This is a genomic window from Pauljensenia sp. 20925_1_27, from assembly GCF_041432835.1.
Classification (GTDB): domain Bacteria; phylum Actinomycetota; class Actinomycetes; order Actinomycetales; family Actinomycetaceae; genus Pauljensenia.
Map to the genome: position 1 here is coordinate 19,517 of NZ_JAPWAH010000005.1, position 22,988 is coordinate 42,504.

Consider the following 22,988-nt stretch of genomic DNA (forward strand, 5'->3'; position numbering starts at 1 on the left):
CTTATCAACAGCTGATCGAAAGGAGTTATATTGTGGTTGCTTCACCGAATTATGAGCGTCTTAAGGTCTTCATGGAGGCGGCTCGCGCCAACAAGGGGCTTGACGCGTGGGACGGGGATCACGACAAGGCCTTGAAGGGCTTTGATGACGCCGTTGAGAACCTGCGCGCCTATCGCGAGAGCCACGGCTTTACCGGCGCGACGGGTAAAGCCATGGATCGCTGGGTTGACGCGTCCATCACCCGTATCGAGAAGTATCGGGAGGGCTACGAGCGCGGCTATCACACCTACTCTCGAGGCCGTAACGTGATGGCCACGGCGCTGTCTGAGGCTGAAAAGCTCTCGCCGGACCTCCTCGACGCGAACACGGCGGCCATGCGCGATGACCTGCTCGTGTCGGTTCCCTCCAGCGAGCCCGGTACGGGCATCCGCTTCATGGGCAAGCTCTACACGACCGGCGCCGCCTACGTCGCCGCCGTCGAAGAGCAGGCGAACGAGCAGCGCGAGGCTGCGGCGAAGCGCATCATCGACATGGTGAACGACCGCACCTTGACGATCAGTGGCATCATGAAGGGCCAAGTCGCGAACAAGCCCAGCGATCCGGGTACCGAATTGAGGGACTACGAACAGCAGGAGAAGGACAAGGACACGAATCCGGGCGGCGGCGGTGACGGCACCCAGGGCGGTGGCGGCACCCGTGGCGGTGGCGGTGCTGGTGGCGCTGGCGGCGGCGACTGGGGATACGGTAAGGGTGATGACTTTGGTCGCGCCGCGGATCGTAGCCCTTCTTCTCCCAACTACCCCGGTGGCTTCGACCAGCCGTGGTGGAGCGAGGCCGACGCTGCCGCGGCCCGCAACCGCATCATCTCCTCGGGCGCGGTTCCCACGCAGGAGCCCGCCTACGGAGAGGCCGGATCGCGCACAAACCCCATCACCGATCCCCAGGACCTCATGGGCAGGGATCTGCTGCACACGCGCGTGAACGGCACGGCCTACCGCAATGGCGTCGTCGGCGGGCATACCCCGGCGCCGCCCGCGGATATGGATCACCCCCTGTGGCGCCTCAACGGCGGCGCGGCCTCCGCCGACGCGAGCACCACGGGACGCCTGGGTGGTGCTGGCGTGCTCGGTGCGGGTGCCCTCGGTATGCGCGGTGCCGCCCGCATGGGTTCCGGCGGTCTCGGCGCGGGCATGCGCGGCATGACCGGTGGCCTGGGCGGCGCGGGCGCCTCCGCCTTGAAGGTCGGCTCCTACTCCGGGTCGGGTTTTGGCTCCTACAATCCCCCCGCGGGTGCGAACGGCCTGGCCGGTTCCGGGGCGGGCGCGTCGGGCGCGACGGGCGTTGCCGGTTCCACCGGGGCGAACGGTGGCGCGGCTGGCGCTGCCGGTGCCGCGGGCAAGGGTGGCTCGGGTTCGGGCTTCATGGGTGCAGGCGCGGGTGCCGGCGCGGGCGCGGGCAAGCAGGACAAGAAGGGCCGCAAGCGCCAGTACGTCGCCTTCAAGTTCGAGGACGACGAGGACGATCTGCCCGTCGGCTACGTCAACCCCATGTCCCAGACCTACGGGTCTGACACCACCATCACCCCGGCCAAGAGCACGGACGACGGATGGGATCCGCGCCAATGGTGAGCCTATCCTCTCACGCCGCGCCCCGTTCTCCCTTCTCTTTCGTGGGGAGGGCGGGGCGCGCCGCGCGCGCCCTGACCACCGTCGCCTCCGCCCTGGCCCTCGCCGCTGGCGCCCTCACCCTGGTGCCGGCCCCGGCCCACGCGGACGACGCGGTGCCCTCACAGGAGTACTTCTCCTACTACCCTCTGAATACCGTGCATCAGAAGGGGATTACCGGTAAGGGTGTCACGATTGCCGTCATCGGCGGTCCGGTCGATACGAGTAATCCGGCCCTCAAGGGGGCGAACATCACTGATAAGAGCCGCTGCACCATCCAAGACTCACCCGAGGGCGTCCGCCACAATACTGACATGGCGATCATCCTGGTCTCCCCCATCTCGGGCGTGGCACCCGACGCGACCCTGTATAACTATCAGGCCTCCGCCTCTACGACAACATCGAACGGCTCGTGCGACTCCAACGGGGACCGGCTCAACACCATTGGAGCTCTCATTAACCAGGCCGTCGAAGACGGCGCCCAATTCATCTCGATCTCTCAAAGCGTCTCCGACTCTTCCAACGAGCTCAAATGGGCGGTTACTAACGCGATCACCAAGGGCGTCATCATCGTCGCCTCGGCCGGAAACGGTGCCACCGACGAGAACATCACACAGCTGGGCAGGTATTCCGGTGTCGTCGGCGTGTCCGCCATCAACAGTGATGGCACCTTCGCCTCCTATTCCTCCTGGGGCGATGGCGTGGTCACCGCCGCCTTCGGCGGACCATACACCACGTACGACGTGAACACAGGGGAGCCGGTCACCGTTCACGGCACGTCCATATCCGCCCCGCTCGTGGCTGGCATGTTGGCCCTCGCGCGCCAGAAGTGGCCCGATGCCACCACCAACCAGATCCTCCAGCTCCTGGTCCACACCGGCCTGAACCCCGACCACGACTGGAACAAGTACACGGGCTACGGCGCGGCTGCCCTGGGATCTCTCGTCAACCAAGATCCCTCGCAGTACCCCGACGAGAACCCCATCATCCAAAAGAACGGTGGTTCTGAGCCCACCGCGCAGGAGGTGCAGGACTACATCGACGGAGTCGCAGGATCCTTACAGTTAGACTCCTTCCCCGACACCTACGTCTACCGCGGAGCTGTCCAAGGAGTCGTCTACGACCACGGGTCCATCCCCGTCCACCTGGGAACCAGCCCCCGCTACCACCGGAAGTGACCATGACACTCGCGCGAACCACCGCGCACCCCGCGCCCCGTTCTCCCTTCTCTTTCGTGGGGAGGGCGGGGCGCGCCGCATCACCCACTACTTCTTCTTACGCGTCGTCTTCTGCGTGGTCTTTTGCGTCGTCTTCTTGTGGTAGCGCGGACTCGTCCCCAGGTGCGTCGGGTACGTGCTGTCCCGGCTGACGACGAGGCGTTCATCGAGGCCCCGGTACTGGTAGGAGTTATCGTTCAGGATGACGCGCGGATCCACGACGCCATCCTTGTAGTCCTGCACGTCCTGGCGGCTCGGCACCGTGTTCTCGCCCTTGTCCATGAAGGGATTCTCATCCGGGAAGGACATCGGAGAGGTCGTGAGCAACGCGTACACGTCAAGCGCGCCATAGCCAGTGTACGGGTTCCACTGGCCGCCGTTTCCGCCCACACCGGTGTGTGCCAGGCCCTGCATGATCTGATTGCCGCTCGCGCCTGGCCACCGCTCCATCGACAGCGCCAGCGAACCCGCGACGAGGGGTGTCGCAAAAGAAGTCCCCCACCAATTACCGCGCTCCTGCGACACACCGGAGCGCACGTACGGGCGCGCCAGGGCCGCCGTCGACACGGGGCTCCCCCAGTTCGAATAGTCCGCGATGACGCCGTTGTGCTCGATCGCGGCCACGCCCACAACGCCACCCCACGCGGGTAGCCAGTCCTTCGAATCGCGGGTCGAATCGTTGCCGACGCAGGCGACCACCGGGACTTCTTGCGCAATCGCGCGCGCCAGAGCCCAGCGCATACCCTCGTAAGTACTGGGGTAACTCGCTGACGTCGTGATCACGTCCACGCCGTCGTTCAGCGCAGTCTCAATGAGAACCGAGAGGTCGGAATAGCCTCGCAAGAACTCGCCAATCGCACAGTCGGGCCCAGTCCAATCGCCCGCAAAGGACAGCCCGTATGCGCGCAGCGTCGCGCCCGGCGCAATGCCGAACTGGGGCGAGACAATCTCTTGCGCAATGACCGTCCCGTGGTCCCAATACTTATCCTGAGAATTAACCTGGCAGGGACGGTAAATCTCAATATTGGCGCCCGCCAACTCCGGGATGCCCGTGTTCACTGGCCCATCGATGAGGCCAATCGTCTTGCCCTTGCCCGTAATCCCCGAGTTCCGTATCGCGTCCAGGTAGTAGTAGGAGTAGAAAGGCTCCTCATTCGCTCCGATCGCACTATCAGCAGAGGCCGGAGCCGCGGGAACCACCAGAGCCGTGAGCGCGAGCGCCCCGGCCACACCGATACCTGTGCCACGCCGCGCGACGCGACCGAACCCGTGCTTCATCACTATTCCTTTCGCTGCGCACCCCGGCGGCGCGCAACACGTCAGTCTACCATCCGGTCATGCGCGCGAGCGTGACGGCCAAACCGCCGTCACCGCGCCTCACGGCACCGTGACACACTGGGTGACGGGTGCCGATTCGCGGCCCGTGGCCTCCACGACGACGCTCACCGTCAGACAGTTCTCACCGCTGACCGCGCTCGTCGTCAGGCTGTTGCGGCGCATCGTCTCAGCGACCACGGCCTCGCCAGGGCGCGTCAGCAGATACTTAAAAGCCAGCTCCGTGGCCTGGTACTGCCCCTGCTGGGGGATATCCCAGCCCCACCGGATCTCTTTCCCATTCGGCGTCGCGGTGAGCCCCGTGACCGCCTGCGGAGGAGCCACGCTCGTATCCGTCCCCTGGTCGGCACTGCTCGCAGACCCGCCCGTCGCCTCGGCGCTCGGCGTTGCCTCGCCGCCACCGCCGCCCAGGTGAACGCTGTGCCCGCCGCCGGTCAGCATCGCAACCACCAAGCCAGCGGTCGCCAGCACCATGACGAGCGCAAGAACCGGCAGCACCCACGCGGGACGCTTCGACTCCCCCTCGACCAAGCCGGTCCTGCCCGTCGTCGAGTTGCCCGCCCAGGCCTCGTTCGACGAGGGCTGGGCACCATCCGCGAAACTACCGCGCCGGGTGCGCGTACGCTCCGCGTCGAGGGCCACCGGGGAGGGGGCAGACAGCGCGGAGGCGGGCGCACTCGAAGAAGCGACGACGCTCAGCTTCATCTCCGTGACCGGGCGATGCATCTCGCGCTCGATCGTCTGCAACGCGTAGCCAAGGGCCGCGGCAGAGCCGAAACGCTGCTCAGGATCCAGACTCATCGCGCGACGAACGATAGCCGTCACCGCCTCGGGCACGCCCGGACGGTCGATACGCGACACGCGGCCACGGGCCACGCGCTGGGCCACCGCCTGAGCAGAGTTATCCCCATCCACGACCTCAAAGGGCGAACGGCCCATCAGCAGCGTCCACAGGGTCGCACCCAGCGCCCACACGTCCTGCGTCGGATGGGCGCGCGCGGTGCCCGCGATCTGCTCCGGGGGCGCCCACATCACCGAGAAACCGTCGCGGCCAGCGCGCGGATCCGTCCCCACCGGCTCCGAGACTCCGAAGTCCGTGAGCACCGGCGACCCGTAAGCGTTGATCATAATGTTGCTGGGCTTAATGTCGCGGTGCACGTATCCCGCACGGTGCAGCATCTCCGCGCCGCCGCACATGCGGATGATCATGGACAGGGCCCGGTCCGTCGCCATCGGATTTGCGCGCACCTGGTCGAGGATGTTCGCCACGGGGCAATACTCCATCACCAGGTACGGGCGACCATCCGGCGTGCGGCCCGCCCCGTAGAGCTGGGCGACAGCCGGGTGACCCGACACGAGGGCCATGACGTCCGCCTCGCGGGCGATCCCGGCCTCGCCGTCCGCCCCACGATCACGCCGGGCAACCTTCACGGCCACCTCTCGGCTGGGCAGCTCCTGGCGGCACAGGAACACGTCCGCGAAACCACCCGACCCCAGCGGCCGGATCCACTGGTATCCCGGCAGAACCGGGACCATCCCGACGCGAGCGTCGCTATCCATCAGCGTGTTCCTTTCCTACGACCCATACGCCCCGTCAACGGCCGACGCTTCGCCCCGGATGCGGCGGCCGCCTGGCGGCGCGCGCGGCGTCGCCAGCGCAACGACTTCAGCGACAGCGCATAGCGCAGCCGCGCGAACGGGGAGACCGAGGCCGCCCACTCGCGGCGCAGCTCATCCACGTCCTCCCACGCCTGCTTCGCATCTTCAGGGCGTGCGCCGCCCGCGGCGAAGTCCGCGACATCCGCGCGACGCGCCACGGTGACCGGGCGGGGAACCGCGCCCGAGAACAGCGACCAGCCGGGCACACGCACGTCGGCCGCCGAGCGTGTGGTGGGCTTGCGGGACTTCGCCGCCCCCGCCTCGTCGTCCTCAGATTTGTCAGGCGTCCACTGCGAAGCCAACGCCCACGCGACCTCCTGACGGGTCAGGTGCGGCTCCACCACGAGGCCCGAATCGATCGCCGTATCCACCAGCTCATCCCACGAACCGCGCACCGACTCGGCGGCCTGCGCGCCGCGGCGGGCCTTGCGGCGGCGAGACTTCGCGAGCAGCACCGCCAGAACCGGACCGACCAGCAAGAACAGGAACACGGACACCGTCCCGATAGCCATCCACGGGATGTGCAGGCCGTTCGGATCGTGCGGGTCCGTCGCCTGGTCGCGGGTGGCCGGAGGCAGCTCGACCGGCTGTTCCGGGGGCTCCGGCGGCTGCAAAACCTGCGGCTTGGGCACAGACTTCGGCTTGTTGACCTGCGTCGTGGGCTGCTGATCGCGCGGAGGCGTCGGGTCGAAGGTCGCCCAGCCCACGCCGGGGAACTCGACCTCGACCCACGCGTGCATGTCCGAGCCCGTCAGGTCGACGCCGCCCGACGTCCCCTCACGGTAGGCACCCATGACGACGCGGGCATTAATCCCCTGCGAGTGCAGCATGAGCGCCATAAGCGTCGCGTACTGCTCGTCATCGCCCACCAGCGCCTCGGCGCTGATCATGCGCTCAATACGATCCTGGGAGGAACCGGGGCGCGAGTTAATCGTGTCGTCGTTCGAGTAAAAGCCATCCGTGTGCAGGTAACTCTCGATGGCGCGGGCCTTCTCCAGGTCCGAGCGCGCGCTCGTCGTGTGCTCCGATGCCAGGGAGTCCACATCCTTGGGCACATTTGTGTCCGTGCCCGCGTAGCGGGCCGCATCCACGCTGGCGAACTCCGAATCCTCGTGATCGCGCGGCATCGTCGTGCTCAGCGAATAGTTGAACTGGCCCGTCGGCCCCGTCGTCAGGGCGGTCTCCGCCCACAGGTCGTAGTTCAAGCCCTTCTGCTGCTCAGCAGCGTTCGGGTCGGAAGGCTCAAAACGCAGCACCGATACCTCGCCAAACGTCGGCACCCACGGGCCCAAGAGCTGCGAGGTAGACACCGAGGCCTGCTCTCCCGCCGTTTCTGCGCTGCGTCCCGGGATCGTGGACCCGACGCGGCGGTACCCAGCGGTACCATCAGCGTTGTTCGTCACACCCATGCCGAACGTCGTTCCGTCGTACACCTCCATCGCGCCCAGGCGCACGCGCGCCCCCTTGGGCAGATTGGACACGCGGATCAGGGATTCGTCCTCCAGATCCTTGTTGTAGTGGCGGTAACTGGACAGCGGAGAGGGATACTCGCGCGCATCCACGGGCGGTTCGACGACGTCACGGCCCACAACGCGGTCCGAGGCCGTGGGGCCCAGCAGTGACGCCGCGGGGAGGGCGGCCGCGACCATCACGCCCACCATCAGGGCACCCATGCCCACGCGCCACCACACGTGCACGACCTGACGCGACGAGCCACCCATCGTCGTGGATGCAGTGGTCGACGACGCGGACATACCGATCACGATGTCGGCACCCATGCGGGCACGGCCAATCGCCGACGCCCACGCCCACCACACGATCAGGCCAACCCACCACGCAATAACGAGGAGAGACGAGGGAGCCTCGTGCGTGGGCCCCCACACGATCGCAATCACTCCGGCGAGAATCAGCGGCAAGGACCCCCACATGGGACGCCCGTAGCGTACCGTGACGACCCCCGCTGCAACCGAGCACACGAGGCACGTCATCCACGGGACCATCGCCGGACCAACATAGGAACCGGCAGGGGGCGTCAGCGTCAGAAGATCCTTCCAGGCCTCGACCGAACCGATCACCAGCGTCTGGAGAGTGCGCGACGTGGGAACCACGACCCACCGGGTCGTGTCGCGCAGGGCTGCCGCCCCGCCCAACAGGAAGTGAGCCGCGACGACGCAGGCCACGATCGACAGCAGGTCCCAGCGCCACTTCGCCGCCGCCCACGCGATAGCGAGGCCGGTCGCGACGCCCGCGAGCGCCGCGATCACACCCTGACCGCCACCAAAGACGGACTCGAACTGTACCACCGGGCCAGCGAACAGAATGGCAAGAATCAGGAGGGACCACGCGGGCATGGCGGCGCGGTGCACCGAGCCACCCATGGTGGTTTCTTGGGCAGTCGACCGACGCGTTCGACGCGGCGGCGCGGCCTGACGAGAGGGGGTGCGGGTAGGCGTACTCACGCGTTCACCCCCCGCGACACGAGCATCGGCAGGTCCTCCAGGGAGGGGCAATCGATGATGACGCCACGCGTGATCTTGCGCCGACGCCTCGCCCGTCCCGGGACCACGCGAATGACGGACACGACCACGTCGACCGGCGCGATATTCGCCAGGCGTGCCGCTTCCTCGTCGTCGACGCCCGCTCCCACGACGATCGACAGGACCGAGATCCCGCCGCGTTCCATGATGCAGCGACGGACGATGCCCGCGAAGTCGGAACGAGTCGAGGTCTCCATTTCGGAGAGCGCATCCAGCATCGCCACGGGCGTTCCCGTCGGAATCCACTCGTCCGCGGTGTGCATCGACACGGTGCGCGCCTCACCCGACCCTGCGATCGCCAGCGACGCAGCGACCGACACGGCTGTCTCGAAGGAACGCCGATCCCACGCGTCCATGCGCGTGTCGAGGAGCACCATGTGGTGGGAACGGTGAGTCTCCTCGAACTGGCGTACGATCAGGCGGCCCAGGCGCGCCGTCGAAGGCCAGTGCACCGCGCGCCGGTCGTCGCCCGGCTCATAATCACGCAGTGCGTGGAAGGACACGTCCGAACTGGTCAGCTTCTCGCTGGCCACACCTTCGACATCCATCTGCATACCCGTCGCGTCAAACGAGAAGCGCACCGTCGGCGGATGCACGTGCACCAGGATCGGCTCGTCCCAGGAGCGCACGCGGCGCAGCAGGCCCAGGCCGTCCATACGCACGGTGCGCGCCGGGCCCACGTTGATCACGCCGCGGCGCTTCGTCATCACCGAAAATGCCTCGTTCCACGTGCTGTTCGCGCTGATCGGAGGCACCAGGAACTCGCCACTGCCTCGTCCGATCGTGACCTCCACGATCGTCGAACCCGAGCGATGCCCGGACTCGTTGACCACGCGGATGCGCCCCACCGCCACCTGGCCGGCGACGATGCGATCATTCTTCATGCGCAAGGACACCGACAGCGGCGACGGGGACGCGACCGAGGCGACCGCGACCACGAGGGCCACCAGACCCATCACGGCGACGATGAAGCCCTCCAGCCATCCGAAGGCCGCAGCAGCGACGCCACCCGCGGTCGTTACCGCGATCACCGCCCACCCGACCGGCGTGAGCGCGCCCAGCCAACGGGCCGCCGCGTCGTAACCGGGCAGAGCCCGCACGCGTTCGCCCATGGCACGCCACGCGCCGTTGAGAAGTCGACGTAGTTTCTTCACGCGAACATCACTCCGGACGGCATTCGCCGATGAGGTAGGACCCTTGCTTGAAGGCATCCTCGCTGTCTGCCTGGGTGGTCAGGCGCGTCCAGATCGGGCCCGCACCATCCACACGCACCCACTCCGTGCCGTTCGTGCGGTCGTTGCGCACGGGGCACACGTGCGGCTCCGAGGAACTCGACCAGCCCGGCGCGCTCAGCGTGAACGTGTGGCACGAGGCCGGGTTGAACCCGCGCTCGTCGCCGCGGCAGGTCTGCACCCACTGAGCGCTCACGTCGAGCTTCGTCACGGCGTCCGGATGCTGGCTCATCGTCTTCGAGCCTTGCGCGTTTTCCGCGGTGACACTCGCCCGGTACCGTTTGCCCTGCTCCAGGTTCGAGAACGTCACCTCCGTGGCGTTACCGGGCACGGGCTTCGTCTCGCTACCCAGGGTCACGTAAATCGTGCTGACCGCGGGATTAGCACCCACGGGATCCCACTGGACCGTCAGGCTCGTCGAATTGACGTTCGTGATTCTCACGCCTACCTCCGAGGGCACACCCGTCGCCGTACCCGTCGCCGCAACGACGGGAGAGACAGCCAGCGTGTTGTTCAAACCGATGCCCGTCTGGCAGAAGTAGTACGTCGTTGGCGCCCACCCGTTGGAGGGCACGATCGTGCCATCACTAATCGGCTGGCCACTGCCGCACCCGTTCTCGCTGGAGGAGTAGCGCAACGTCAGGTCGGAGGCATCGAAGCCTCGGCCCGTCGCAACCGACAGCCCGCTCACCCTCAGCTCACCCGGCGTGTTCGTTCCCGACAGGGTCGGGGCAGAAATCGGCGCGGGGGTCGTCGCAATCGAAACCTGCGCGTAACCGGCGCCGGCCTGGTCGCCGTCCGAGTTCGTCAGCACGACCGACACCGGTACCCCGCGACCGGTCTGCACGCCCGACAGCGTCACAGACGTCTGGCCCGGCCCAGCCGTTTCGGTCACGCCACCAGCCGTGACCGTGGTGGGACCCCAGCCTCGACCATTGGAATTGCCCAGCGACCACGAGACCTCAACCGTCGCGCGGTTCGGGTCCGAACCCGCACCCACCGGCACTGCCGACACGTTACCCGCCGGATCGGGGGCACCGTGCGGGTAGCTCGCCGTCGGCGAGGACGGCGGCGACGGCGTCTCCGCATTGTTCAGCGCCTGAACGGACACCGAGTACAGCTCACCGTTCTTCAATCCGCCGATGCGGATCGAGTTCTCAGAGCCCGATACCGACTGCGAGATCGGCTGGCCACCCGACGGCAAATTAACGAACACCATGTACGTGTGGATCGCAGACCCCGAGTTATTGGGCTTCACCCACGAGATATCGAGGGCACCATCGACACCCACGACCGTGGGTGCCGCCATCTGCTCGGGTGCCGCGTCGATCAGCACCTCAGCCGATGCGGTCGACGGATCCGAATCCCCGGCCTCGTTGTGCGCGACGACCGTGAAGGAGTGCTTCACGCCGTTCTCCAGGCCCGTGACCTGGACGCCCGGATCGCGCGTCGTGAAGGTCCGGCCGCTGTTCCTATCGGTGATCGTGTAGCCCGAAATCGTGCCGCCGTTCGCGGCGCCCGGCTGGAAACTCACGAACGCCGTGCCTGCCCCCATCGGGGTCACCGACACGTTCTGGGGCGGATCGGGACGGTCCAGGACCTTCACGATGACGCGGCCCTGCACGATGCGATCAGGGTCATTCGTCGCATCCATGACGCGGTACACGACGATCATGTCGCCGTGGAAGCCCGCCTTGGGCGTCACCGACAGAACATTCCCGTCGCCGGAGGCCGTTCCCTGACCCACGTGAACAGACGCGTCGAGGACGACGAGCGGCTCCGTAAACGGGTTCGTCGTGTACTCCGCCAGATTCACGTTCGCAGTCTGACCAGCGTTGACCTTGATGCGCGCGTCCGTCGTCGTCACGAGGGGTTTCGAGGACTTCACGATCGTCACCGGAATATCGGCATTGACCGCGCCCGAACCGTCATCGACGCTGACCGTGATCGCGCCGACCGGCCCCTTCGGCTGGTCCTTCTTGCCGGTCACCGTCAGATTGAAGCCGTCCAGGGACACGTCGACGCCACCGGGGGCCTTGACCACGGCGTACGTGAAGGAACCCTTCGCCTGATCGTCCGGGTCATCCACCATCTGCGTGAGATCCACCGTCACGGCCTCACCCTGTCCCACGAGGATCGGGGTCGGGGTCAGACGCGGCGGTAGGTTCCTGGCCGGCTGGATCGTCACCGGGATCGTCAGCGTCGAGGACAGGGCCGAGGCATCGTCCGACGCGCCGTCACGCACCGTGAAAGACAATGACGCCTTGCCCGACGCCGTGTCGGGAGCGCTCACCACGAGGTGCGTCGAATCCTGCAGAGATACCGAATCCAGGCCGCCGTTGAACTTCACCGAGGCCGCGTCCGTAATGATCGGGGAACGCGAATGATCGCGCACGAGCACGTAGTCGCCGATATCGAGGGTCGCCGACGAACCCGCGCGGATCGCCACCGGAATACGCGTCATATCCAGGCGCGGAGCCAGCAGGTCGGTACCCGGGACGGTCACGACCGCGCTCGCGCTCAGGCCGTCGGGATCCGTCACCGTGTAGACGACGAGGCGACGACGCGCATCCGGGGAAATTGACAGGTTCTGCCCCGACACGCTCACGCCCGAGCCCTGCGCCGACACCGTCAGCGCAGCCGTCGTGCCGTCCGGATCTTCGTCATTGACGAGGACGGGAACGCTCACGGGCTTCGAATCGGCGGGTAGGTCCGCGACAGACACGACGTCGTCGCGGGCAATCGGGGCGCGCAGCGGCGCATCAGCATCCACCGTCACCGTCAACTGCCCTTGCGCGCGTCCGCCTCGTCCATCCTGAATCTGGTAGGCGACGACGAACACGCCATCGGCTGCGGGGGCCTTGACCGTCACCGCATCCTGCGCCACGGTGACGGTAGCTGCGGGATCCGACACCGACACGGTCGCCGGGTCCGTATCGACCGACAGGGCGTCACCATCCGCATCCAAGTCGTTGCTCAGGACGTTGACACTCACCTCGCGTCCCGGTCGAATCGTCACCGAGTCAGGCACGGCCGTCGGGTTGTGGTTCTGCGATCCCGGGGGTGCAATACCAACGCGCACGCGGGCGCGCCCCTGCACGCCGAGGCGGTCCTCGACAATGTAGGAGAACGTGTCCGTACCGGTCGCGTTGTCGGAGGGCGTGTACTCCAGCCACTCCGTACCCAGCACGACGCTGCCCTTCGCGGGCGGCTGGTCAATGCCGACCAGAGCGACCGAGTCGCCGTCCGGGTCGATGCCGGTGAGCGGCACGGGGATGCGCGTCATTTGCCCCTGAACGGCCCACGCGCTCAGCGCCTTGGGCACGGGGGCGCTATTCGCGTCGGAAGCTGCCACGACCTCGAACGTCACGGTCGACGTCGCGCGGTTACCCACCGAATCAACGACCGTGTATGCCACGCGCACGACGCCGGGCTCAGTACCCGCAGCCAAGCGCACCTGGTTGCCGGTCACGAAGACCGTGCCCAGCTCGCCACCCGACATGACCTGCACGCCCGGGTCAACGTTCAGCGACAGACCGATCGGCGACCGGTCATTCGACAGGACAGCAACCGAACCAATGTCGCCCGCGCGTACCTTGGCGGTATCAGGATTCGCCTCGGGCGGCGTTTCCTCGCTCTGGGCCTCCGTCGGGATGACGCTCACCTGAGCGGTCGCGGAACCCGCGCCGTTGGACACCGTGTATGTAAACGCGGTGACGTCGCTCAAGCCCGCAGGTGACGTAATGCGCAGCAAGTGACGCTCAATGAGGGTTACCTCGAGGCCAGAGTTCGCGGGCACGTCAATCGATTGGACGACGAGCACGCCACCCGACGGGTCCGTGTCATTCGCCAGCGGCGCAATCAGCGAAGCGCCACCGCTGGGCAAAACCGCCAGGTCATCCTCGGCGATCGGCACCGCATTCGTATCGTCCGCGACCACGTCGACGCGGATGACGCCGACAGTCGTTGACGGTCCGTCGGAAATCGTGTAGGTGAACTGGAAGGAGCCCGGAACCGACCCCGTGAACGTCAGCGTGCCGCGCGACAGGTCGGCGCTCACAGACGTACCCGCCGGTGGCGTGCCCGCAGCAACGAGGTTCAGCGTATCCCCATTGGGGTCGGTGTCGTTCTCGACCGGGTCGATCGTCAGCGGCTCGCCCACGCGTGCCACGTAAAAGTCCGCGCGCGCAATGGGCGGCACGTTGCCGTTCTCCTGCACGCTCACCTGCAGCTCGCCCGCGGTCTCCGCGTGCCCGTCCGACATGGTGACGGCGATTGCCTTGACGCCCGCGCCGGAACCCAGGTCGCGGATCTGAACTGTCCCGTCCTCAGAGAACTGCACGGCCATGCCATCGGGAGCCGTCGCCGACTTCAGGTAGAACTGGTCTCCATCGGGATCAATCCAGTCCGACAGCAGGTTGTACTCCACCTGCGCGTTCGCGCCAACCTTGACAACCGGGTGCTTGAGCTGACGCGGACCCTCGTTCTGGCTCCACGGGTGAATCGTCACATTCACCGTCGCCGTCGCACCCGCGAGGCCGTCCGAGGCCTCGTACGTGAAGGACGTCGACCCGCTCGTCATAGACTCCGGAATGTCCGTGATCTGTAGGGCGCGCCCGCCCCTCGTGCGCACGACCGTCCCGAACTCCGGGTTCGTCAGGGCGCGCGCCGTCAGCACGTCGCCGTCATCATCCGAGTCGTTGTCGAGGACCGGCAGGAGCGTCGAACGACCCGGGCGGATGCCGAAGTCATCGTCGACGGCCTCGGGCGGAGTGTTCTTGTCGTTGTGCTCCGGCTCGGAGACCTGCTCGCGATCATCGGGAGTCGGAGTATCTTCTTCCTCCTGCTCCTCGGTGGGGATCTGATCCCAGTTGTCGACGACAACCATGTTCTTGTCCGGCAGCCACAGCGTGCCCGTCGACACATCATTGAGGACGATGCGCGTGCGGTTCGTCCGGAAAACGGCGGACGTGGCCTCGGCGAGCGTAGGCACAGTCTGCGCCTGGTTGCGCGTCGAATCCGTGCAGGTGCGCACGAAGGCGCCCGAGCCCGCCCACGCGCCGTAGGAGCAGCCGCCGTGGAAAACCGGGGGTGCGGGCGTGCCCTTCTGACCGCCGTCCGAGGCCGGCTGGCGGTCCACCGACTTGCCGTTCAGGGAGACGGCCACGAGCTCAGCATCGGTGGCCAGCAGGACGGAGGACGCATCGTCGCCGGGGGCCTGCAGGACCGCGCCGGTCACGTGCTCCTCGGCGAGGTCGCGTACCTTGCCGCCGGGCAACACCAGCTTGTTACCGGCCTGGTCGTAGATGACGGGCTTGTCACCGACCGCGGTGATCGTCGGTATTCCGGCCGGGGTGAAATCCTTGATCTCCGTGGTCTTTGCACGCCAAGCCTGGCCCTCTCGCGTGAGCGTGACCAGCTTGGAGGACCCGGGAGAGTATGCGAAGACCGTCCCCGTGACCGACACCGTGACGACCCCGTCGCTCAGGTCGTTCGCGATTGCATCCTCGCGCACGAGCGACATGGAAGCCGGTTCGTTGGCATCACCCACCCACAGCAGGCCCTCGTTGGGGTCGAGGACGGCCAACACGGACCCGCCCTGGACCTGGACCGCATTCTCGGGCAGCGTGATCGCCTGGCCCAGCGAGAAGGACGTGGAGCGCACGGGCGTAACCGTACGGCCCACTGTTTCCCCCAGCGTCACGTCGCCGCCGGCCTGCCCGATGTCGAAGGACGCGGACTTGACCGAGACCGTGCCGTCGAGCATGAGCGCGTCGTAGTTGAGGTGGCCCAGGAGCTTACGATCCTGGTTCGTCACCCAAATGCCACCGTCATCGACGCTGACCTGGGTGACCTCGACGCCGCGGTAGACCACCGCGAGGACGCACAGCATCACGGACACCAGCAGGACGGCGATTGCGGGCATCCGCTTCGACCAGGTGTTTCGCGTTCGACGCGCCTTGTTCATGTCGCTTCCTCAGTCTTCATGTGCGCACTGTTGTGGGGCGGTATCTGTATCCGCGTGGCCATGGTGAGCCATTCCAAGGATACACACCGACCAACCCTATGGATAAACGCCCGAGACAACAACAGGTACTGAATAAGTTCAAACGCCTGGTGACTCGTTCGCGCCGCGTTCCCGCGCTTCCCGGGCGCACGAGAACCTGACCACAGCGACGTATTTGGATGCTCGTTCTCGTTCGACGAGGCCGGAGAGCCAGACCCTTACCTCCGCGGGCCCTCCGCGCTCGGCTCGCGTCGTTGTGCCCCCTTCGGCGCGCACACCCGCGGCCTTCTTCGCGCGCGCGGACCGCAGATGAGGGTGGGTCGGGTTACGGTGAGTGCATGGCGAAAGAGAAGATCACGTACCGCTGCTCCGACTGCGGCTGGACCTCCCCCAAGTGGGTGGGCCAGTGCCGCGAGTGCGGGGCGTGGGGCACGGTCGACCAGGCCGGCGAGGTCACGGGGGGCGCGCGCACGGCGGCCGCCACCCCACGGCGTCCCGCGCTGCCCATCGGCGAGGTCGACGGCGAGCGCGCCTCGTCGCGTTCGACGGGCGTGGGCGAGCTGGACCGGGTCCTCGGCGGCGGGATCGTGCCCGGTGCGGTGATCCTCCTGGCGGGTGAGCCCGGCGTCGGCAAGTCGACGCTGCTGCTGGACGTGGCAGCCAAAGCCGCGCGCACGGCGGCCGCGGGCGGGCGCGGCCCCGTCCTCTACGTGACGGGCGAGGAGTCGGCGGCCCAGGTGCGCGGGCGCGCGGAGCGCATCGGCGCGCTCGAGCCGAACCTCCTCATCGCGGACGAGACAGAGCTCGGCGTCGTCCTCGGCCACGTCGAGGCTTCGCGCCCCTCCCTGCTGATCGTCGACTCCGTGCAGACCATCTCCTCCTCCCAGGTCGAGGGCGGGGCGGGCGGCGTCGCGCAGGTGCGCGCGGTCGCGGCCTCGCTGATCCGCGTCGCCAAGGAGTCCGACCTGCCCACCCTGCTCGTCGGCCACGTGACGAAGGACGGCGGGATCGCGGGCCCGCGCGTCCTCGAGCACCTCGTGGACGTCGTCTGCCAGTTCGAGGGCGACCGCCATTCGCGCCTGCGCCTGCTGCGCGCGGTGAAAAACCGTTACGGCCCCACGGACGAGGTCGGCTGCTTCGAACTGACCGACTCGGGGATCTACGGCCTCGCCGACCCGTCCGGCCTGTTTCTGTCGCGCACGACGCGCGGCGTGCCCGGCACGTGCGCGGCCGTCTCCCTGGAAGGGCGCCGCCCGCTGCCCACGGAGATCCAGTCGCTCGTCGCTCCCTCCTCGGGCGGCTCGCCTCGGCGTACCACGTCGGGCGTGGACCACGCGCGCGTCGCCATGATCCTCGCGGTCCTGCAGGCCCGCATCGGCGCGGACACGTCGGGGGCGGACGTCTACGTGTCCACGGTGGGAGGCGCCCGCACGGTCGAGCCGGCGATCGACCTGGCGATGGCCATCTCGATCGTGTCCTCACTCAAGGGCGTTCCACCTCGCCCGGACCTCGTGGCGGTCGGCGAAATCTCCCTGACGGGCGAGGTCCGGGCGTGCACGGGCACTCAACGTCGCCTCGCCGAGGCCGCACGGCTGGGATTTGCCGCCGCCATCGTTCCCGCTCAGGGCAGCGAGGATCTCGCGGGCGTCGACGGCATCACCGTCTTTACTGTGTCGGATCTGGCGACGGCTATTCGCGTCGCTGTCCCGGCAAACTCGCAATAATAGGTATCACACCTACTCGTCTGGGAGGAAACCACATTGACGTCCGATGCAGCGATCCTTCGTGAGGCACTGCGCGCAGTCGCGCCCGGTACGCCATTGCGAGAAGGACTGGAACGAATCCAGCGCTCCCACACAGGTGCCCTCATCGTCCTGGGATATACGCCCGAGGTGCAGGCCATCTGCTCGGGCGGCTTCGACCTCGACGTCGCTTTCACGGCCGCGCGTCTGCGTGAGCTGTGCAAGATGGACGGCGCCGTCATCATCGACCCCAACCTGTGGCGCATCCGCAAGGCCAACGTGCAGCTCTTCCCGGATCCCACGATCCCCACCGACGAGTCCGGCATGCGCCACCGCACCGCGCAGCGCACCGCACGTCAGACCCACCTGCCGGTCCTGTCCCTGTCCGCGTCGATGCGCATGATCTCCATCTACGTGGGCACCGAGCACCGCCTGGTGGAGGAGCCCGAGGCCCTGCTCTCGCGCGCCAACCTGGCGGTGGATACGCTCGACCGCTACAGTCAGCGCCTCGACGAGGTCCTACAGACCCTCACCATCCTCGAGATGCGCGACAGCGCAACCGTGCGCGACGTCGCCACCGTCATGCAGCGCATGGAGATGATCCGACGCATCACCTCCGAAATCACGGAATACCTGGAGGAGCTCGGATCCGAGGGGCGCCTGCTGGCCCTGCAGGTCGAGGACCTCGTGCGCGGCTCCGCGTCCGAGCGGGCCCTCGTCATGCGCGACTACATCCGCGACCCCGACGACGTCGCCCGCGTCGAGGCCGAGCTGTCCTCCCTCGGGTCGGAGCGCATCGTGGACCTCACCGCGATCGCGAACATCCTCGGGCTGGACGTGTACGAGGTCGCGGACCTGGACCGCGAGATCACGCCGCGCGGCGTGCGCGCCCTCTCCCTGGTCCCCCACCTGTCGTGGGGAGCCATCAAGGAGGTCTCCGCGCACATCACGACGCTGCCCGCACTGCGCGCAGCCACCACCGAGGAACTGGAAGCCATCGAGGGTATCGGCCCCTACCGTGCCAAGCTCATCACCGAGAACCTGGCGCACCAGGCGCAGGCGGTCAGCTCCGGCCTCGTCGGCTGGTAGACCCTAGCGGCCCGACTGGGTTCCCGGCTGCGGGCCGGACTGAGCTCCCGACTGCGGGGCGGGCGCGGGGGTCACGTCGACCACTGTCGAACCGACCTCGCGCGTACCCATGGTGACCGCGACCTTGTAGGTCCCGGCAGACGCGGCACTCGCTCCACCCGCGGGTGTCGTGCAGCCGTTCGTGTACACGTAGCCGTCCCAGCGCAGCGCGCCGGTCCACGTGGCGCCCGGGCGCAGGAGCAGGGTCGTCGACGACTGCTGCTCCTCGCCGCACTTCGCCGAGTTGTAGACCTGCAGGTCACCCGTCGAGATCTGCAGGCCGAAGCGCGACAGGGACGTCGAGCAGGCGACGGAGCCGCGGTTTTCGAGCGTGAGGGTCACGGGCATCGCCGAGCCGGACGAGGTCGTGGACGCCTTCGCGGTGACCGTGATGTCGCGGTCCAGGCAGGTGGGGATGTCGATCGTCGTGCCGTCGGTGAGCAGGCCGTCGGCCGTCGCCTCCTGGCCGCCCTTGAGGGTGTAGCCGGATGCGTCCACCGCGCCCGATTGGACGGACTGGGGGCTGGACTGTGGGGTGGGATCGGCGCTGACGGCTCCGATGATCGCGCGGACCATAGCGACAATGCCCCACACGAGAAGCGCGAGGATAAGAATCAGGCCGAGGCCCGTGATAATGCGCCGCGGCCACAGGTTGACCGGCGGACGGCCGCCGCCCGACGACTTCTTCTGAGCGGGCCTCTTCGCGCCGGAGGGGCGCTGGGCAGCGCCTGTACGCCCCCGCTTCACGGACGCCGAGGCCTTCGACGAGGCCGGACGAGCAGCAGATGCGCGGCTGCCGGCTGCGGCGCGGGACGCGCGATCACCCGTGCGACCACTGGCGCCTCCCGACGTACTACGCCTGGAGGTGGGTCGCCTGGGGGAATTCTTACGCTGGTCAGCCACGCATCCACGATACCGGGCATGGCGCGCCGGATACGGCTAACGCTCGGGACGGGGGCGACTTTCACACGCGGCGCGCGGCGCGCGCTCCTGCGACGAGCGGGCGATCAGGCGGCCGCGCTGCGCTTAGAGGACGTCGATCCCTCGTCGTCGGGGTTGATGATGCACCAGCGTTCGATGGCGATCGCGATGATGGTCCACACGATGCCGACGAGACCAGACAGGCCCGCCCCGATCGCGTTGGCCGCCATCGCGGGGGCTTCGAGCTGCGTGAGGGACACGGCCATCAAGCCGATGAGAATTCCGGTCAGGCCGGAGCCGACGAGGGCGCTCGTGCGCGCAAAAACCGCGACGCGCATCGCGCCGATCGCATCGATCCACGTGTCTTTGCCCGCGCGCAGGCGGCGCACCGCCAGGCCGGACCAAATGAGGCAGGCCGTGGCGATCGCAAAGATGACGGCGGGTCCCGGGGTGACGATCAACGGGGTGCCGCCCTGGCGCATGTGCGCCAAGAAGCCGAGGAAGCTCAGGCCGGCGGCCACGAGGCCCACCGCCGCCACCCACACGATCGACACGGGTTTCATTTAGCGCCTCTTGACGATCGGGATCGCTCCGGTCATCGTGGGCCGCACGACGACGCGACGCAGGATGCCGGTCTGTGTGGCCTCGTCCTCGGGGATGGGGCCGACGGGGGTGTTGTCGGGCAGTCCGGGGGCGAGGATGGTCGAGCGCCCGTCGGCGTGGACGGTGGCCTTGGGGGGCTCGTCGTCGTGGCCGAGGCCGGAGCGGTCGTCGACGACGCGCACGTCGTGTGCGGAGCTGACGGAGAAGTTCCAGTCGGGCAGCGCGATCGAGGAACGGGTTTCCTCCCGCTTGGGTTCAAAGACGGGGACCCAGCGGGGTTTTTCGGTGCCGCTCGGCTTGTAGGTGCCCGTACCTATCTTGCGGGTCATGCGCCCGGCAGCGGAATCCGCGGGAACGGAGGAGACCGGGTGCCAGGAGGGGCGTGACGAGGCGCGATCTGCGCGGTGGCGGCGTTCGCGCTGGGGCGTGGCCTCGCGCGAGGACGCCTCGTGGACGGGCGCGCTGTCCTGCGCGGGCGCGCTGTCCGGCGCGGGCTCGCTGTCCGGCGCGAGCACGCTGTCCGGCGCGGGCGCAGCGGGCACCTGGACGGCCGGCGCCGCCTCGACGGGGGCGAAGCGCGACGCGTCGGCTGCGGGCGCAGCCGGAGCTGCCGTCTGCTCAGCCGCAAGCTGGGCGGGGGTCTGCGGCTGCGGGATCGCCGCGGCGTCAACCGCGAGCGATTCCTCGCTGTTCGTTTCCTCCGGAGCCGACGTCGCCTCGGGACCAGGCACGGCCTCGGGGGCCCACGCCGAGTGCGGTGCGGGCACGGCCTCGGGCGACGGCGCACCAGCGGGAGTCGACACGGTGTGAGGCGCGGGCGGAATCGAGGCCTCGAGCGCGTCGGAGAAGGACGCGCTCACCTCGATAGCGGGCTCACCCGGGCGGGTCACGAGGTTGTCGACCTGGCTGATTTCGCCGGTCAGGGCCTCGATGAGCTCGCGCATGTCGGCGCTGGCCTGCTCGGCGCGCTGGGCCAGGAGCTGGTCCGAGTCGGCCATGACGGCCGCCGGGTCTTCGAGCCAGTCGTCGACGGCGTCGATGATGCCTTCGCGGTCGGGGGTGTGGGCCAGCAGGTCGGACACGCGACCCACGCCCTCGAGGACGGCGTCGGGGTCACACAGGAGCCACGGCGCCAGGACGAAGGCGCGGTCCTTGGCGCGCGGGTGCGGCAGGGTGAGGACCGGGTCGGCGGAGGCCAGGCCCTCGATCTGGATGATGTCGATGTCGACGGTGCGCGCGCCCCAGCGCTCGTGGCGTTCGCGCCCCAGCTCGCGCTCGATGCGGCTGGTCTGGGCGAAGAGCTCGTCGGGGCTCGCGATCGCGGAGCCGATGACGACGGCGTTCCAGTAGTCGGGCTGGGGAGCCTGGCCGGGAGCCAGCACGGGCTTCGTGCGCATGATCGGCGAAACGTCGTCGATCTGGAAGCCTTCCATGTAGGACAGGGCCTCGACCGTGTGCATGAGCGTGACGGGAACGTCCCCGAGGTTGCCGCCGATCGCCAGGACGACGCGACGCGAGCGCAGGTGCGCCGGTCGGGAGGTGTCCTCCTCGCGCGCTGCCTCGGCGGCGTGCGCACCTCGGCGCGACGGGAGCGCCTCGCGGTGTTCCTGCTGCGCGGGGCTGGGGGCCTGGGCACGGCCGTAGGCCTCGATCTCGCCGGTGAGGACCGAGCCGTCCTCGGCCTCGTAGATGCCCTTGAGGGACAGCGATAGCGGCATCGCGTCAGTCTCACCCGCGCGCACGGTCACCGACACGTCCGCGAAGGGGTGGTCGATGGGGGCGTCGGGCTTGTGGACGGTGACCTCGGTGCCGACGACGCCCTCGTGGCTCATGACGCGCTCGGCGATGGTCTCAGCGAGGGTTTCGATCAGGTCGACGGCGGTGCCCGTGAGGACCGCCATGGCCTCGTCGGCGATATCCGCGTAGGAAACGGTGGCGGCGATGTCATCCGTGGCACCCGCGGTCTCGACCCACATGATGATGTCGGCGCTGAAGCGCTGGTCGCGGGCGCGCTCGAAGTCGTAGACGCCGTGATTGGCCATCGCCCCCAGTCCTTTGAGGGCGATGATGACGCGTCGGTTAGTCAACGTCGTTCTCCTTTCGGGCGATGGCTGCCACGGTGGCGGCTACGTCGTGGACCCGCACGGCCCACGCGCCTGATACCGCGCAGTAGGCGGCGATGGCCGCGCTGTCGGCGTCCACGTCGCCCCCGAGGGCCTTGACGAAACGCTTGCGAGAAGCGCCGACGAGGACGGGATAACCGCCCTCCAGGAAGCGCGGCAGTTCGCGCAGAACCTGCCAGCACTGGTCGCCCGTCAGCGAGAAGCCGAGGCCCGGGTCGATGACAATTTTATCAGCTGTCACACCAGCATCAATAGCGTCTTGAACCTGGGAGCCCACGCGCTCGATAAGCGTGCCCACGAGGTCCTCCCCGTAGTCGAAGTGCTCCCCCGGCATGCCCGGCAGCGCGCGGTAGTGCTGGATGACGTACGCGCAGCCCGAGGCGGCGACCGCCGCATTCATCTCGGGGTCCCAGCACCCGCCACTGACGTCGTTGATAATCGCCGCACCGGCTCGCGCGGCCTCGCGGGCCGTGGTCGCGTGCAGCGTGTCCACGGACACGACGACGCCGTCGGCAGCCAAGGCCTCGACGACCGCGCCGATGCGCGCCCACTCCTCGTCCGCACTGATGCGCGTCGAATTCGGCCGCGTCGACTCCCCGCCCACGTCGATGAGGTCCGCGCCCGCGGCCACCATCTCGCGCGCATGGCGCAGCGCGGCGGCCACGTCCGCGTAACGGCCCCCGTCCGAGAAGGAATCGGGGGTGACATTGAGGATGCCCATGACCGCCGTGCGCCCACCGGGCAGGGTCAGATCGCCTGGCAGCGCCAGGGACGGGACCGGGAACGAGGCCGGGGCGGCGGGCAGGGGCAGGGCGCTCAT

At 68.1% G+C, this 22,988-nt stretch carries 13 protein-coding genes; 4 read left to right on the top strand and 9 right to left on the bottom strand.

The features are described 5' to 3' along the window. Positions 1-32 precede the first annotated feature (32 nt). Both O3684_RS04575 and O3684_RS04580 read left to right on the top strand, forming a co-directional pair. Positions 33-1,628, top strand: a complete 1,596-nt coding sequence (locus O3684_RS04575) for a hypothetical protein (protein ID WP_500065328.1) — start codon at positions 33-35, stop codon at positions 1,626-1,628. Further along, positions 1,622-2,842, top strand: coding sequence for a S8 family peptidase (locus tag O3684_RS04580; RefSeq protein ID WP_500065329.1), 1,221 nt, complete (start codon positions 1,622-1,624; stop codon positions 2,840-2,842). Before O3684_RS04575 ends, O3684_RS04580 begins: the two co-directional genes overlap by 7 nt. 87 nt (positions 2,843-2,929) lie before the next feature. Here O3684_RS04580 and O3684_RS04585 read toward each other — a convergent pair whose 3' ends face one another. From O3684_RS04585 to O3684_RS04605, 5 genes are all read right to left on the bottom strand, one after another. Then, positions 2,930-4,159, bottom strand: a complete 1,230-nt coding sequence (locus O3684_RS04585) for a S8 family peptidase (RefSeq protein WP_500065330.1) — start codon at positions 4,157-4,159, stop codon at positions 2,930-2,932. A 99-nt stretch (positions 4,160-4,258) separates the two neighbouring features. Then, positions 4,259-5,776, bottom strand: a complete 1,518-nt coding sequence (locus O3684_RS04590; RefSeq protein ID WP_500065331.1) for a serine/threonine-protein kinase — start codon at positions 5,774-5,776, stop codon at positions 4,259-4,261. After that, positions 5,776-8,253 (bottom strand): transglutaminase domain-containing protein, encoded by a 2,478-nt coding sequence (locus O3684_RS04595; RefSeq protein ID WP_500065419.1) that lies wholly within the window; start codon positions 8,251-8,253, stop codon positions 5,776-5,778. The genes O3684_RS04590 and O3684_RS04595 overlap by 1 nt, the downstream gene beginning before the upstream one ends. A 77-nt stretch (positions 8,254-8,330) precedes the next feature. After that, positions 8,331-9,566, bottom strand: a complete 1,236-nt coding sequence (locus O3684_RS04600) for a DUF58 domain-containing protein (protein WP_500065332.1) — start codon at positions 9,564-9,566, stop codon at positions 8,331-8,333. 7 nt (positions 9,567-9,573) lie between these two features. After that, positions 9,574-15,612 (bottom strand): Ig-like domain-containing protein, encoded by a 6,039-nt coding sequence (locus tag O3684_RS04605; protein ID WP_500065333.1) that lies wholly within the window; start codon positions 15,610-15,612, stop codon positions 9,574-9,576. Between the two features lie 377 nt (positions 15,613-15,989). On the opposite strand from O3684_RS04605, the gene radA reads away from it, so the two are divergent. Beyond that, complete coding sequence (gene radA / locus O3684_RS04610) at positions 15,990-17,375, top strand: DNA repair protein RadA (protein ID WP_500065335.1); 1,386 nt, start codon at positions 15,990-15,992, stop codon at positions 17,373-17,375. Between the two features lie 36 nt (positions 17,376-17,411). Further along, complete coding sequence (gene disA, locus O3684_RS04615; protein ID WP_500062845.1) at positions 17,412-18,482, top strand: DNA integrity scanning protein DisA; 1,071 nt, start codon at positions 17,412-17,414, stop codon at positions 18,480-18,482. 3 nt (positions 18,483-18,485) lie between these two features. Here disA and O3684_RS04620 read toward each other — a convergent pair whose 3' ends face one another. The 4 genes from O3684_RS04620 to folP form a co-directional block, all read right to left on the bottom strand. Beyond that, the gene (locus tag O3684_RS04620; RefSeq protein ID WP_500065336.1) at positions 18,486-19,424 is read right to left on the bottom strand and encodes a hypothetical protein; all 939 of its coding nucleotides are present in this window, start codon (positions 19,422-19,424) and stop codon (positions 18,486-18,488) included. Between the two features lie 104 nt (positions 19,425-19,528). Next, on the bottom strand, positions 19,529-20,005 hold the full coding sequence (locus O3684_RS04625; RefSeq protein ID WP_500065337.1) for a DUF3180 family protein: 477 nt from the start codon (positions 20,003-20,005) through the stop codon (positions 19,529-19,531). Next, entirely contained in the window at positions 20,006-22,132 is a 2,127-nt protein-coding gene (gene folK, locus O3684_RS04630) for a 2-amino-4-hydroxy-6-hydroxymethyldihydropteridine diphosphokinase (protein ID WP_500065339.1), read from the bottom strand. Then, on the bottom strand, positions 22,125-22,988 hold the full coding sequence (gene folP / locus O3684_RS04635) for a dihydropteroate synthase (protein ID WP_500065340.1): 864 nt from the start codon (positions 22,986-22,988) through the stop codon (positions 22,125-22,127). Before folP ends, folK begins: the two co-directional genes overlap by 8 nt.